We start from the raw sequence: 13892 nt of genomic DNA, 5'->3' as shown, positions 1-13892 counted from the left end.
CGCGTGAGCGACATCAACGGGGACGAATCGATCGCCGTCGTCGCCTTCGACCGGAACCAGGACACCGCAGGGGAGATCGCCGACGAGCTGCGGGGATCCGAACGCGAGGTCGACGTCCTGGCGTACCACGCCGACGTCTTCGCCGACAACTGGGGGGCGTACGACTGCTTCGTGGCCGTGATGGCAAGCGGGATCGCGGTCCGGAAGGTCGCCGGGCTGCTCGAGGACAAGTGGACCGACCCGGCGGTCGTCGTCGTCGACGACGGGGTGACGTGGGCGATCCCGCTGGTCGGGGGGCACCACGGCGGCAACCGGATCGCCACCGAGCTCGCGGCGCTGGGCGCGACGCCGGCGGTGACGACCGCGACGGAGGCGACCGACGAACCGGACGCCGAGCCGGCCGTCGAGACGCGGGCGGCGGCGCTGAATGCGCGGATCGTCACCCCCGACTCGACGGTCGCGACCAACACCGCCGCGCTCACGGGCGAGCTGGGCCCGGTCGTCAGGATCGACGGCCCCCGGGCGGTGCTCGTCGACGACGAGGTGACCGTACTCGAACGCGCCGCACAGACGGCCGGCGGCGACGGCGTGGTGATCGGCACCGGCTGCGTCTCGGGCGTCGGCGCGGAGGCGTTCCTCGACGCCTGGCGGGACGCCCTCGACCGGACCGCACACGGCCCGGCGGACGTCGAGTTCGTCGCCACCGGGACGCTGAAGGAGGGCGAGGAGGGCCTCCGGGAGGCGGCAGCCGAGTTCGGCGTCGGCCTGGTGACGTTCGATAGGGAGACACTTTTCGACCACGAGGGGCCGACCCCCTCGAAGTCGCGGGAGCTCGTCGGCTGGCCGGGGATCGCGGAGTCGTCGGCCATCGCGGGCGGCCGCGAGGGTGAGCTCCTGCTGGAGAAGACGAGCTACGGCGGCGAGATCACGGTGGCGATCGCGCGATGACCGGGGACGATTCCCCGTCGTCCGACCGGGAAGACGACTACGGAACCCTGTACGTCGTCGGTATCGGCCCGGGGTTGCCCGAGCACGCGACCCGGCGGGCACAGGAGGTCATCAGGAACGCCGACTGCGTGATCGTCGCCGACCTGTACCGCCGATTCCTCTGTGAGGGCGGAATTCTCCCTCCGGCGGCGCTCGAGGACGACTCGATTGCCGACGGGGACGGGACGACGTTTGACGAGGAAGTGGTTGTCCGGGAGAGCGGCCACGAACAGACGCTGGTGCGGTCCAGCATGGGACGCCAGCGGGAACTCGCGGAGCTGTCCGTCCGGCGCGTCCGCGACGGCGAGGACGTCGTCCACGTCTCCGGCGGCGATCCGAACGTCTACGGCAAGGCGGACCTGCTGTTTTCGGCCGCACAGCAGGCTGGCGCCGAGGACCTCCCGATCGAAGTCGTTCCGGGCGTAACGGCGGCGACCGGCGCGGCTGCGGCGCTGGGGGCGCCGCTTTCCAACGACTTCTGTACCGTCTCGCTGTCCGAGCGGTGGCGTCCCTGGGACGAGATCGGCCGGAAGCTGCGGGCGGCCGCCGAAAGCGGCTTCGTGATTGTGCTGTACAACCCTCGAGGGAACCACCGTCGCGCGCTCGCGACGATCCGCGAGGAACGCGCCGGAGACGTTCCCGTCGCCGTCGTCACCGACGTCGGCCGGAAGGAAGCCGGACGCGTCGGCGAGCGGCGACGGATCGCGACGCTCGAGGAGCTACTGGACAACGAGGACGACGGCAACGACGGCAACGAGGACGAAGCCAGCGATGACGGAATCGACGCGATGGCGACAACGCTCGTCGTCGGAAACGCGGGGACGGAGATTCGGGAATTCGGTGGTCGGCGCTGTATGTTCACCCCCCGCGGCGACCGCGAGATAACCGACTTTTGAGGATTCGATCAGCGTATGACAACAGCTACTGACGGAACCGACGAACGGACGGCGGCACAGGACGAGGAACCGACCCACGGCACGCTTACGGCTGTCGGGCTCGGCCCCGGTCACCCGGAGGGGATGACGATCCGGGCGCGGGAGGCGCTTCTCGACGCCGACCACGTCGTCGGCTACACTACCTACGTCGACCTGCTGCCCGAGGAGATCATCGAGGCGGCCGCGGACGTCTACGCCACGTCGATGGGCGGGGAAGTCTCCCGGACCGAGGAGGCGGTCGATCGGGCGATCGCGGGCCACGACGTGGCGATCGTCGGCAGCGGCGACCCCAACGTGTACGCGTTGGCGGGGCTCACACTCGAGATAATCGAGTCGAAGGACGCGACCCCCAGCGACCTCGACTTCGAGGTCGTCCCCGGCGTCCCGGCCGCCCAGTCGTGTGCCGCCCGGCTGGGCGCGCCGCTCGTGAACGACACCGTCACCATCTCGCTTTCGGATCACCTCGTCCCGATGGCGGAGATCGAGTCGCGACTGCACGCGGTCGCCCCCGAGAAGCTGGCGATCGTCGTCTACAACCCCTGGAGTCGGCGACGGGAGGGGAACTTCGAACGATGCTGTGAAATCCTGCTGGAACACCGCGACCCAGAGACGCCGGTCGGAATCGTCCACGCCGCCGGCCGCGAGGACGAACGCGTCGAGATCGTCGAGCTCGGGGAGCTGGAATCGATGGGCGACAGCGACGTTCTCGACATGCGGTCGACGCTTCTGGTCGGCACCGAGGACACCTACGTCTACGACGGTCGGATGATTACCCCGCGGGGGTACGAGACGAAGTACGACTACTAGTGATGGTCCGTACCCGGGAATCCCGGCGCCTTTCGGTGGTTCGTTTTTAACCACGATTCGGCTCACCGGCGCGGTTCAGTTGCTCGGCGTCACCGCCCTTGCTGCTCTTATCATATCCAACTGTAATGTGTCGTTAATAGTGCGTTTGATGGGCAATGATCAGGGAGTTTAAGGCCTACCAAATCGGTTTTGACTTTGCCTAAATACCCCGTATATGAAGAACAGTACCCTAACATCGGAACATCCTCCTTTGGAATTAGTATTGTAGAGTCAACACACATTTAAGCACTGGCGACGAAACGGGACCCATGTCACTGCTGACCGACGAGAACAAACGACAGATCGGCGACCTCCTCGAGCGGATGGACGAACCGGTGACAATCCACACGTTCACCGACGACTGTGAGACCTGCGAAGAATGTCTCGCGTTCAACCGGGAGATGGTCGAGACGTCCGACTTGCTCTCGATCGAAGAACACGACTTCGACAGCGAGGCGGCCGAGGAGTACGGTGCAACGAAGTACGACCACGGCCCCGTGCAGGTGCTCGAGGGCGGGGATGTCTCCGGCGTGAAGTACTTTGGGCTCCCGACGGGCCAGGAGATCAACTCCTACATCACCGACATCGTGGAGCTGTCCACCGGGGCGCCCGACCTCTCTGGGGACCTGGTCGAGGCGGTCCAGGAGATCGACGACCCGGTCGACATCACCGTGTTCGTCACGCCCACGTGCCCGCACTGCCCGGGTGCAGTTCAGACTGCCCACCGGTTTGCGATGGTCAACGACCAGGTCAGCGGCGAGATGATTCAGTCCCAGGAGTTCATGGAGGTCGCCCAGGAGTACGGCGTCCGGGGCGTTCCCCAGATTAACGTTAACGGGACAGACGGCGAGTTCACGGGGAATCTCCCGCCACAGCAGTTCCTCTCGGAAGTCAAAAACGCGCTATAGATCCGCCCCTGGGTCTCCCATTCTCTCGGACGTGGCTCGGTCTTTAACCGTCCTTCAGCCTACCAGCTGAATTCTCTCGCCTCGTCGTCTCGCCTTGCTGCTATTATCAGTCGTCGTAATCGGGAGCCAACTTACATATTCCAGCTTCCGGACTCACCGATAAGCAATCATGTCCGAACACAAGATCGGCGCTGAAGAACGCCGCGGTGTCGACGGCGCGAGCCTGACCGACGAGATCGGAATCGACGACGAGGAGATCCGGTGGCGCAAGCAGTTCACGCAGTTCGAACGCGACGACGCCCGGCGACTCCAGGAGATGGATCCCCTCTTCGACGGCATCGCAGACGACGTCGTCGACGAGTTCTACAATCATCTCCAGTCTCATTCGGAGTCGATGGCGGTCATCGACTCCTCCAGCAAAGGGGTCGAGGCGCTCAAGCGCACCCAGACGGAGTACCTCCGTGATCTCGGGGCGGGCACCTACGACCAGTCGTACTTCGACCGGCGTGCCCGGATCGGCAAGATCCACGACATGCTGGATCTGGGGCCGCGGATGTATCTCGGCGCCTATTCGATCTACTACCGACGGCTTTTGGAGGCGATCGCCGAGGACGTGAAAGCCCGCGCGGAGGGCGCCGGCGCCCGTGACGGAACGGCGACCGACGGCGGTGCGACGGCGGAGCCGGACGGGGTCGCTGACGCCGACGATCCCTTCGAACCAGCCCTCGAGGAGGCCAGAATCACGGACGCCGAACCCGTCGAGTCGGTCGAGGAAGCCGTCGACGAGGTGGTCGACCGGGCGCTGTCGGTGCTGAAGCTGATGAACCTCGACCAGCAGGTCGCGATGGACACCTACATCGAGTCGTACAGCTCCCGGCTGGAGGGCGAACTCGAGCGCCAGGAACGCGTGGGCGAGGAGGTGAAAAACTCCGTGGACGAACTCCGCGAGATGTCCGAGGACGTCTCCCGGAGCACCCAGGAGATCGCCGAGATCGCCGACGAGCAGGCCGAGGGGATGCAGGAGGTCGCCGGCGAGGTGTCGAACCTCAGCGCGACCGTCGAGGAGATCGCCTCCACGGCCGACCAGGTGGAGGCCACCAGCAGCCGGGCCGAGAAACTGGCCGTGACTGGCCGGGAGTCCGCCGGCGAAGCAGTCGACGTGATCGAGGACGTCGGCGACGCCGCCGACGAGGTGGCAGACGACGTCGACCGGCTCGACGACCGGATCGACGAGATCGACGACATCGTGGACGTCATCAACGACATCGCCGACCAGACGAACCTGCTCGCGCTCAACGCCTCGATCGAGGCTGCAAGGGCCGGCGACGCTGGCTCGGGCTTCGCGGTCGTCGCCGACGAGGTGAAGAGCCTGGCCGAGGAGTCACAGGAGCAGGCCGGCCAGATCGAGGCCACGATCGACCGGATCAAATCCGACACCGAACGCACCGTCGAGAGTCTCGGCACCGCCACAGACCAGATCGACGAGGGGGTCGACAGCGTCGAGTCGGCGATGGAGAACTTAGAGGAGATCGTCGAGGCCGTCGAAGAGACCTCCGAAGGGATCGCCGAAGTCGCCGACGCGACCGACGACCAGGCGGCCAGCACCGAGGAGGTCGCAAGCATGGTCGGGGAGGCCAGCGAGAAGGCACAGGACGTCCGCGACGAGGTCGAGCAGGTCGCCGCCGCGAACGAACAGCAGACCGCCACCGTAAACGAGATCAACCGGACGGTCGACCGGCTGGTCGACGGCGGGGAGTAATCTACACCCTCGACGCAGACGGCGACTTCAGTTCACCGCCCCTCGCGCAACCGCGTTCCGATCCGTTTCGGAAGTCCCGCCTCCTCGACGGCGTCGACGACCGTTTCGATGTCGTACTCGACCCGATGTTCCTCCACTGTCGGCACGTCGCCGGAGGTCCCTGTATCGACCGGGTCCTCGGGATCGCCGAGTTCCAGCAGGGCGTACGCCGCCCGGGGGTCGCCGTCGCGTGGCTGGCCGACGCTCCCGGGGTTCATCACTACGCCCTCCTCGAAGACGCGGTGGCCTTGCACGTGGGTGTGGCCGAGAACGAGGACGTCGGGATGGCGGTCGGCCGCGTCTTCGCCGTCACCCTCCCCGCTCCTCTCGAGCATCCGGGCCGAGAACTCGTCGGGGTAGGTGTACCGGTCCGGATCGTTCGGGTGGCCGTGGACCATCCGCACCCGGCCGTCGAACTCCGTTCGATGGGTCGGCAGGGCACCGAGCCAGTCTCGGTCGTGGTCCTCGAGCACCTCGCGGGCGTACTTCACCCCCGCCGTCGCCATGGAGTTGAACCCGAACCCACCACCGCGGGCGACCTCGCGGTCGTGGTTGCCCAGCACAGTCGGTGCCTCCAGGTCGCGGACCCGCGCGATGCACTCGGCGGGCCAGGGGTTGTACCCGACGATGTCGCCCGCGCAGACGGACGCGTGGACGTCGGGCATATCCGAGAGCACCGCCTCGAGGGCTGGACGGTTGCCGTGGACGTCGGAGATCACGCCGACTCGCATGTGGTGGCCTAGGGGTGCCCGGCGGAAAAACCGGACGGCTGTCGGTGCTGTTACGATCTCGAAACCGTGCAGCCGTCCACGATCCGAAAGTACGTCAGTACACTTATCACACGAGTACACCAAGTACAAAGCATGCCAGTACGGATCGAAGATTTCGAGGCAAGTGATTTCACTCGAGACCGAAGCGTGCCCGAGCAGGTCGTCGAATACCTCTACGCCCACCGGGACAAGGCGTTCACTCGCTCGGAGATCGCTGCCGGAATCGACGAGGACCAGAACGCGGTCGGGACGGCTCTTTCGCGGTTAAAGAAGCGCAATCTCGTCCGACATAAGGGGAACTACTGGGCAATAACCGACGACCGGGAGCGACTGACTGACGCGTATGACCTCCATACGGCGATGGAACGCCTCGACGAGGAGGATGGGGGTATCGACCACGAAGAGTGGGAGTCGGTCGCGCCGGACGAACCGCATCCGAGCGAACAGAACGATGAGCAGAGGCGATGAATGCGGCCGGAACAGGGAGACGTTGTTCGGAGTCTCGACCCGTTCAAACTCGGAAGCGAGCGGCAGCGACCGTGGCTCATCGTCAACAACAAATCGCATCCGTTCGATGAAGAACAGTTCATCGCGGTCGCCGTCTCGACCACGAAGTACGATCGCTCACTTGCGCTCGATCCGGAGGTTTGGGAGACTGGTGGCGTGCCACAGGAGTCTTTCGTCTCTCCATGGGCAATACACTCTCCCCGAATCGAGGACATTGTCGCGTGGCAAGGTCGGACCACAGACGGGTTCGTCGATCGTGTTCTCGACGAACTGGAAACATATCTCAGATAGCTGATGGCAAACCCGGCGGGAGTGCTTCCTTTTACTCGCCGTTTTCGATCGCCGTCTCCACGCCCTCGACGTCGACGGTCACACCCGCCGCACAGACCGCGTGTTCGAAGTCGGCCTCGTACAGTTCGCTCGCGACACCGTCGGCCGTCGTCGCCGCCAGCTCCCACGCTTCGGGATCGTCGCGCTCGTAGGTGGCCACGAGCGTCGACTCCGCCACTTCCCGGACGAGCAGCGCGTCGCGGCGGACCGTCCCGACGTGGGCAGTCTCGGCGCCGACGATGCCGGCGATCCGGGGGGTGTCGTAGTCGTCCTTCTCGAAGTCCAGCGCGAGCAGCGCACTCGCGAGGGCGTCGCGGGCGGGGTAGCCCAGCGAGAGCTTTTCGGTGATCGGGTCGACGTGTGAGCCGTTGCCGACGACTGCCAGTGTGTCGTCACCGGTCGTCCGGTCGGTTGCCGCCCCCGGGGTCACCGTCCGGACGCAGTTGTAGGCGATGTACGGGTTATCCGTCTCGGGGGCGTCGGGGGTCGGCGAAACCGTGAGCGTGCCGTCGCGTTCGTGAATATGGCGGTTCGGGAACGAGCGCGAGGAGACGCGATACCCGCCGATTCCGGGGCCGACAACGACGAATCGTCCGACGTACATGCACGTGTCTGGCGGTGGTTTCGGGTTATAGCTACCGGTCGTCCTCCTGCGGTTTCCCGGTTGTTCCGGTCTGGCCCCCTGGTCACACCTGTCATCTGCCCGCTGCAAATGAGAGGCCTTTTCACCTCGTATTTTCCTCCATCAACCCCTTCTGCTCCTTCTGTCCCCGAATTTGGGACCGTCCTGCATATTCCATTTTGAATATCATTTATAAAGGACTCTTTAAACTGATCTACTTAAAGAACACCATATTTCAGGGGTATCCCTTCACACGTGCAGTTATTGAATCACGAATATGGTCGACAGACCAACCGACGAGAAACGAGAGGAAGCCGAGGCTGACGACGAAGAACTGCTCGATCAGTTCGGTGGAACGCCGACGTTCCCGGGTGGGACGTCGAAAGCTCATCGCCGTCGCCTGCTCCAGGCGATGGGCGGTGCCGGCACCGTCGCTCTGGCCGGCTGTCTCGGTCTCTTCGACGAGGAAGAAGAACCGACGCCGACGCCCGAGGATGACGACGAGGAAACGCCGACGCCCGACGATGACGACGATGACGACGATGACGACGATGACGACGAGGAGGAATACTGGGCGGCCAGCCCGATGGACGCCTACTCCGAACTGGACCACATGAAAAAGGACGTCCGACCCGACCCGCTCGTCAAGCCGGTCGACGTCCAGTTCGCATTCAACGACGACGAGATCATCATGCGGTTCGAGTGGGACCAGCCCAACGAGGGCGGCTGGCTCCACGACATGATCGTCTACAACGGCGAGGAGTGGGTGCGCTACGCCAACTGGAACCCGTGGGACCTCGACGAGGAGGAAGCCCCGCCCGGTGCGATGGACCACCACCAGGGCCTCTACGAGGACCGTCTCACGTTCATGTGGCACGACGGCACGCTCCAGGGCTTCGAGAACTTCGGCGGCTGGATGACTGTCATGGAGGGCGTCCGCCGCCTGCCCGGCGAAGCCCACAGCGACGAAGTCGACGCGCATCCCCACCACGGTACGGAGGGGCGCGACGACGGAGACATGCGGAAGTTCATCCCGCAGTCCCGGAACGGAGAGTGGTGGGAACACGACTGGCGGGACCCCAAATCCCAGGACGAACTCGACGAGATGATGGAAAACGGCGAGTTCATCGACTTCCCGTTCTTCCGTGGACACCGTTCCGTTCCGATGGGATACGGGACGAACCACCACCTGCTCGACTACCGGAACGGGAACGTCACCGGCGACCGCACCTTCGGGACCCAGGGCTGGGATCCCGAGGACGGCCCCGAACTGATGTTCGATCCGGACGTCGTCGAAGACGGTGCCCTCGACTACTACGAGTGTATCACCGAGGACAACGAGCCCGGGCCGGGCATCCCGGACCAGCAGGACTTCGAGCAGTACGCGTTGATGACCGAGGGCGAAAACGAGAACGCCGTCGAGTTCGACCCCGAGGTCGCCGAATGGGAGGGCGCGATGGTTCCCCGGCGTCCGCAGGGGCTCCCCTCCGAATCCGGCGCGTCCTGGGAGTGTGACGCCGTCTGGGAGGACGGCACCTGGACGATGGAAGTACGCCGCGACCTCGACACGGGCTACATCGACGACATGCCCGTCGAGGAGGGCGAGGTGTACACGTTCTCGCCGGCGATCCACCACGGCAGCTCGCAGCGCTGGCACTGGGTTGGCTACCCGTACAAGCTCGGGCTCGGCGTCGAGCCGGACTTCTACGGCGAGAGCGACGACCTCGGCAACAGCGAACTCGTCGCAGAGAAAGTCGAGGGCGAGCCGGACTGGGACGACATCGAGACGTACACGATCCCGCTCATGTACCCAGGCATGACCGACTGGACGTGGCTCACCAGCGGCGAGCACCCGCGCGTCGACGAGGTGCGCAACGCCGACATCAACATCTGGGAGTACCACGACGAGAACCCCGAGGCGTTCGCCCAGCGGATGGTCGAACTCGAGGACGCCATGGCGCCCCGGAAATAACTGCCTGACCCACGGTCGGACTGGTCCCTGGCACACGGTCGGGCTGGTCCCTGACCCACTGTCGGACTTGGGGACTACGCATCGGTCGGCTCGGCGTCTGTCGGCAGCGCTCCGGATGGCTACGCGTCGGTTGGACGGGATCGCGTTCTCAGTAAGCGATTCCGATCGAAGAAGCCAAAACGGAGAAGGGTGTAGGAGGAAACGAGAACCGATACCACGCGGCCGATTCCCACCTCCAGCTCCGACACTGACGTCGATTCGACGACCTACCACAGCGATCCACCACACACCATATCAATGTACGACGACGTCGCCGGACTCCGATTCACGCTCGAAGAAGACGGGTTCGAGCGGTTCGAGATCGCCTGCAGTCACGAAGAGTCGTCGGTCCGGTCGTTCCTGCTCGGAAAGGATGGGGTAGACGAGGCGCTCGTCTTGCGCACCTGTCAGCGATATGAACTGTACCTCCACGGGCCAGAAGCGGCGGCGGTTCTGAAGGGGCTCGGACGGAAGATCGGCGTCGACGTTTCTCCCGACTCCGACCGCCTGCTCGTCGGCAATTCCGTCGTCGAGCACCTCTTGCGGGTGGCCTGCGGGCTCGAAAGCGGCGTCCTCGGAGAGGACGAGATCCTCGGCCAACTGCGCGGGGCCTACAAGCGCGCGAGCGAGGCCGACGCGCTCGGTGACACGCTGGATACGATCGCGCTGAAAGCGCTCAGAGTGGGCGAACGCGCCCGCACCGAGACCCGAATCAACGAGGGCCGGGTCTCGCTGGGTAGTGTCACCCTAGACCGGGCGCGCGAAGAGCTTCCGGAGGTCTCCGGCGTCGACGAACTCCAAGACGCAAACGTCCTCGTCGTCGGCGCTGGAGAGGTCGCACAACTCGTCGTCAAAGCGCTCGCTCACAGGATCGCGGTCGACGATACCGACGACGAGGCCAGCCTCACTGTCGCCAACCGCACGCTGGAGAACGCCGAAGAACTCGCCGCGGTGGTCGGCGGCGAGGCGGTCGCACTCGTGGATCTGGGCGACGATCACCTGTCGGCGGCCGATCTCGTCGTCACCGCGACGGGTGCCGACGACCGCGTGCTCTCGATCGCGGACCTGGTCGGCCACGAACTCGTCGTCTTCGACCTGGCGAACCCCCGCGACGTCGACCCGGCAGTCGACGACCTCGATGACGTTGCACTCGTCACGATCGAGGACGTGCTGTCGGTGCGCAACGACGGATTACAGCAGCGGGAGGCGGCGATTCCGGCCGTCGAGGAGATCATCGCCGAAGAGCGGGTCCGGCTCGCCGAACAGTTGCGGGCCGAAGAGGTCGACGACACGCTGTCGCAGATCTACTCGCGGGCACACGAACGCCGGGAAGCCGAATTCGAGCGCGCGCTCGACCGCCTGGACGCCGAAAGCGAGCAGCTCACTCCCGAACAGGAGGCGGCGATGCGCGATTTCTCGGAGGCGCTCGTCAACAAACTCCTCCACCCGAAGACGACGGCGCTGCGGCAGGCAGCCGCCACCGACGACCGGGAGACGGTCGACGCCTGGCTGACGCTGTTCGATCGAACGGTCGACGAGATCGCGGTCGACGACGTTCGCGAGAAATCGGAGTGTGATGCCGAGGAGTCGACGTCGGAAGCCGACGCCGAAACGAGATAGCTCGATCCCGCCGACCGCCAGTTCTCACCGATACCGCGAGTACAAGACGAGCAGGCTCGGCAGTAGCACCACCGACGCGAGGAAGGCGTAGGCGACGACCAGGATCATCACGAGCCCGAACCGCTGGAGCGACGGGACGAACGTAAACAGCAACACGCCGAGCCCGGCGGCCGTGGTGACGGCGCTTGCAAACAGCGTGCCGCCGGTGTCTCGAACGGCCCGGGAGAGCGCGTCGGTCGGCTCCCCCGCGTCGGAGCGATTCTGGGATTGTGCCTCCCGTTCCTGCTGGTAGCGCGCACTGACGTGGATCGCGTAGTCGACGCCGAGCCCGATTGCGATCCCGGTGATGATCGCCGTCTCGGCGTTGTACGGGATCTCGAGCAGGAACATCGTTCCGAGCACCCACGAGAGCGCGAAGACGACGGGGATCGCCGTCGTCGCGCCGAGGCTGGCGCTGTCGAACCGGTGCCGGAACAGCGCCACCAAAAGCAGGAACGTCACGGCCAGCGCGATCGCGAACGACTCGATCAGCTGGCGGAGCAGTGCCCCCTGTGCGTCGGCCCGCACGACCGGCGTTCCGGTCGCCGTCGCGGTGACGCCGGGTTCCTCGTCGGCCGACGCGGCGACCTCGCGGAGGTCGGCGGCCACGGTCCTGGCGTCGGCGCCGCTGTCGACGACGACGGTCACTCTGACGGCCCGGTAGTCGCCGCCCGCGTCGCGATGGACGACTCCGGCCATCGTGTCCGGATCGGTGTCGAAGGCGGCATCGAAGAGGGCGGTCACGTCACCGTCCGGCCGGCCGTCGCCGGTCCGGTCGGCCGCCGACCGTTCCGCCTCGACGTCGTCGTCGAACGCCGCGATCCTGTCGACGGCGTCGAACGGGGTGTACACCGACGCCTCCGGATCGTCGCCGCGGAGGACGCCGGTCTCGAGCGCCCCCTGTTCGGCCGCGTGGATCGCCCGCACGCCCGCCTCGCTCGTCACCGCCCCGCGTATCAGGATCTCCACGCGCTGGTCCCCGCCGGCGATTTCGAACCGCTCGTCGAGGAACGCCGCCTGCTCGCGGAGGCTCCCGGGCCCCTCGCGGTCGGTCGCGTCGCCACCGCCCGGAAACAGCGAGACCCAGTCGGGCGGGTCGCCCGGGTAAAAGTCCGTCCGGTCGACCGACGTGTCGACGTGTGCAGCCCCGTAGGCGCCCGCAAGCGTCACGAGCAGCGCAACCGCCACGACCGCTACCGGGGCGCGTCTGGCCCCGAGGACACCGACCGAAAGGAGGCGTTCCACGGCCGGGAGCCGTCCCACTGGGCGCGTCCGGTCGTCCCGATCCAGCAGGTCGTCGAGTTCGAGTTTGAGCGCCGGCACCAGCCCGCCGAAGACGAGAAACGCAGCGACGATCCCGAAGGCGGCGACGACGCCGAACTCTCTCACTGCCGGGAACGGGCCGAACACCCCCGAGAGGAACCCGGCAGCGGTCGTGAGAGTCGTCACGCCGATCGCCACCAGGACGCCCGCGAGCCCGGCGGTCATCGCCGTCACCGGGTCCGCCGTTCCCGCCTCCCGGGTCTCCCGATACCGCATCACCACGTGCAACCCGTAGTCGATGGCGAGGCCGACGAGCAGCCACGGCACCGCAACGAGCAGCTGGGTGAGCTGGATCCCGGTCCAGCCGACGAACCCGGCGGTCCAGACCAGCACGACGCCGAGCCCGAACAGCGTCACCGCGACGTCGACGGGATCCCGGTACGCCACCAGCAACAGCCCCACGATGACGACCAGCGCCAGCGGTCCCAGCACCGAAAACGCCGCTTCCGTCGCGGCGGAGGCCCGCCGTTCGACGAGCGCCTGCCCGAAGACGAACTGGTCCGTGGACGCCAGGTGGTCGTCGGCCAGGTCCTCGATGGCCAGCTGGGCGTCCAAAAGCGCCGCCGGCTCCACGTCGGCGTCGTGAACGACGACCACGAGACGGGCGTCCGCCTGGGTCGAACCGGTCCGATAGTCGGTCGGCAACAGGGTTCTCGCGGTCGTTCCCGGACCGAGGATCGGACGGTCGCTTTCGATCGCTGCCGGGAGCTCCGTTGTGAGTTCCTCCTCGTCGAACGTGGCGAACGTCCGTTGTTTGTCCTCAATCGTGAGCGTTCCGAACGCCCCGAGCGACCGGAGATACGTCTCGACGAAGGCCGAGCCAGTCCCGACGGTTGGTCGACGCTTCACGAGCGTCGGGGCGACGGTGTCGTTCTCGCGGACCGCCCGCTGGAACTCGAGGCTCTCAGACAGCGAATTCCGGGTGAGCGTGTTCTCGCCGTGAAGGACCACCAGCGTGACTGTCCTGCTGTCGGTCACGAAGTGGCGGTCGACGTATTCGTCGGCCGCGGCCGCCTCCGAGTCGGCGTCGAACTCGACGATCGCGAGATCGCCCGAGAGCCCGGCCGCACCGGCGCCGACGACGACGGTCGCGAGCAACAGCACGACGACGATCGCCCGTCGGCGTCTCCGAAAGATCGACAGATACCACGCGACCGGGTCCCGCATGGCGAGGCGTAGATCCCCGGATCACTTAC

12 protein-coding genes are annotated in these 13892 nt (G+C 66.1%); 9 read left to right on the top strand and 3 right to left on the bottom strand.

Going from position 1 to position 13892, the window contains the following annotated elements; genetic code table 11:
* Positions 1 to 3: 3 nt before the first annotated feature.
* The 5 genes from cbiG to RH858_RS11370 all read left to right on the top strand — a co-directional run bounded on the left by cbiG (position 4) and on the right by RH858_RS11370 (position 5435).
* Positions 4 to 948, top strand: coding sequence for a cobalt-precorrin 5A hydrolase (cbiG, locus tag RH858_RS11390; protein WP_310561913.1), 945 nt, complete (start codon positions 4 to 6; stop codon positions 946 to 948).
* Positions 945 to 1883 (top strand): SAM-dependent methyltransferase, encoded by a 939-nt coding sequence (locus RH858_RS11385; RefSeq protein ID WP_259534240.1) that lies wholly within the window; start codon positions 945 to 947, stop codon positions 1881 to 1883. The genes cbiG and RH858_RS11385 overlap by 4 nt, the downstream gene beginning before the upstream one ends.
* A 15-nt stretch (positions 1884 to 1898) precedes the next feature.
* Positions 1899 to 2729 (top strand): precorrin-3B C(17)-methyltransferase, encoded by an 831-nt coding sequence (gene cobJ / locus RH858_RS11380; protein WP_259534239.1) that lies wholly within the window; start codon positions 1899 to 1901, stop codon positions 2727 to 2729.
* 308 nt (positions 2730 to 3037) lie between these two features.
* Positions 3038 to 3676, top strand: a complete 639-nt coding sequence (locus RH858_RS11375) for a thioredoxin family protein (RefSeq protein WP_259534238.1) — start codon at positions 3038 to 3040, stop codon at positions 3674 to 3676.
* A gap of 169 nt (positions 3677 to 3845) precedes the next feature.
* Complete coding sequence (locus RH858_RS11370; protein ID WP_259534237.1) at positions 3846 to 5435, top strand: globin-coupled sensor protein; 1590 nt, start codon at positions 3846 to 3848, stop codon at positions 5433 to 5435.
* A 32-nt stretch (positions 5436 to 5467) separates the two neighbouring features.
* Here the strand turns inward: RH858_RS11370 and RH858_RS11365 are convergent, their stop codons facing one another.
* On the bottom strand, positions 5468 to 6205 hold the full coding sequence (locus tag RH858_RS11365; protein ID WP_310561912.1) for a metallophosphoesterase family protein: 738 nt from the start codon (positions 6203 to 6205) through the stop codon (positions 5468 to 5470).
* 132 nt (positions 6206 to 6337) lie between these two features.
* Between RH858_RS11365 and RH858_RS11360 the strand changes: the two genes are divergently transcribed.
* Together RH858_RS11360 and RH858_RS11355 are read left to right on the top strand one after the other, a co-directional pair.
* Positions 6338 to 6712 (top strand): hypothetical protein, encoded by a 375-nt coding sequence (locus RH858_RS11360; RefSeq protein WP_259534235.1) that lies wholly within the window; start codon positions 6338 to 6340, stop codon positions 6710 to 6712.
* Positions 6713 to 7042, top strand: a complete 330-nt coding sequence (locus RH858_RS11355; protein WP_310561911.1) for a hypothetical protein — start codon at positions 6713 to 6715, stop codon at positions 7040 to 7042.
* A 31-nt stretch (positions 7043 to 7073) separates the two neighbouring features.
* On the opposite strand, the gene RH858_RS11350 is transcribed toward RH858_RS11355, so the two are convergent.
* The gene (locus tag RH858_RS11350; RefSeq protein WP_310561910.1) at positions 7074 to 7685 is read right to left on the bottom strand and encodes an IMP cyclohydrolase; all 612 of its coding nucleotides are present in this window, start codon (positions 7683 to 7685) and stop codon (positions 7074 to 7076) included.
* Between the two features lie 295 nt (positions 7686 to 7980).
* Between RH858_RS11350 and RH858_RS11345 the strand changes: the two genes are divergently transcribed.
* Positions 7981 to 9675 (top strand): ethylbenzene dehydrogenase-related protein, encoded by a 1695-nt coding sequence (locus tag RH858_RS11345; RefSeq protein WP_310561909.1) that lies wholly within the window; start codon positions 7981 to 7983, stop codon positions 9673 to 9675.
* Between the two features lie 297 nt (positions 9676 to 9972).
* Entirely contained in the window at positions 9973 to 11334 is a 1362-nt protein-coding gene (hemA, locus tag RH858_RS11340; protein WP_310561908.1) for a glutamyl-tRNA reductase, read from the top strand.
* A 24-nt stretch (positions 11335 to 11358) separates the two neighbouring features.
* Here hemA and RH858_RS11335 read toward each other — a convergent pair whose 3' ends face one another.
* Complete coding sequence (locus tag RH858_RS11335; RefSeq protein ID WP_310561907.1) at positions 11359 to 13863, bottom strand: MMPL family transporter; 2505 nt, start codon at positions 13861 to 13863, stop codon at positions 11359 to 11361.
* Positions 13864 to 13892 lie beyond the last annotated feature (29 nt).

The organism is Halalkaliarchaeum sp. AArc-GB, from assembly GCF_031432225.1.
Lineage (GTDB): Archaea > Halobacteriota > Halobacteria > Halobacteriales > Haloferacaceae > Halalkaliarchaeum.
The sequence above is the reverse complement of the archived record's forward strand: the minus strand, read 5'-3'. Positions and strand labels throughout refer to the sequence as shown.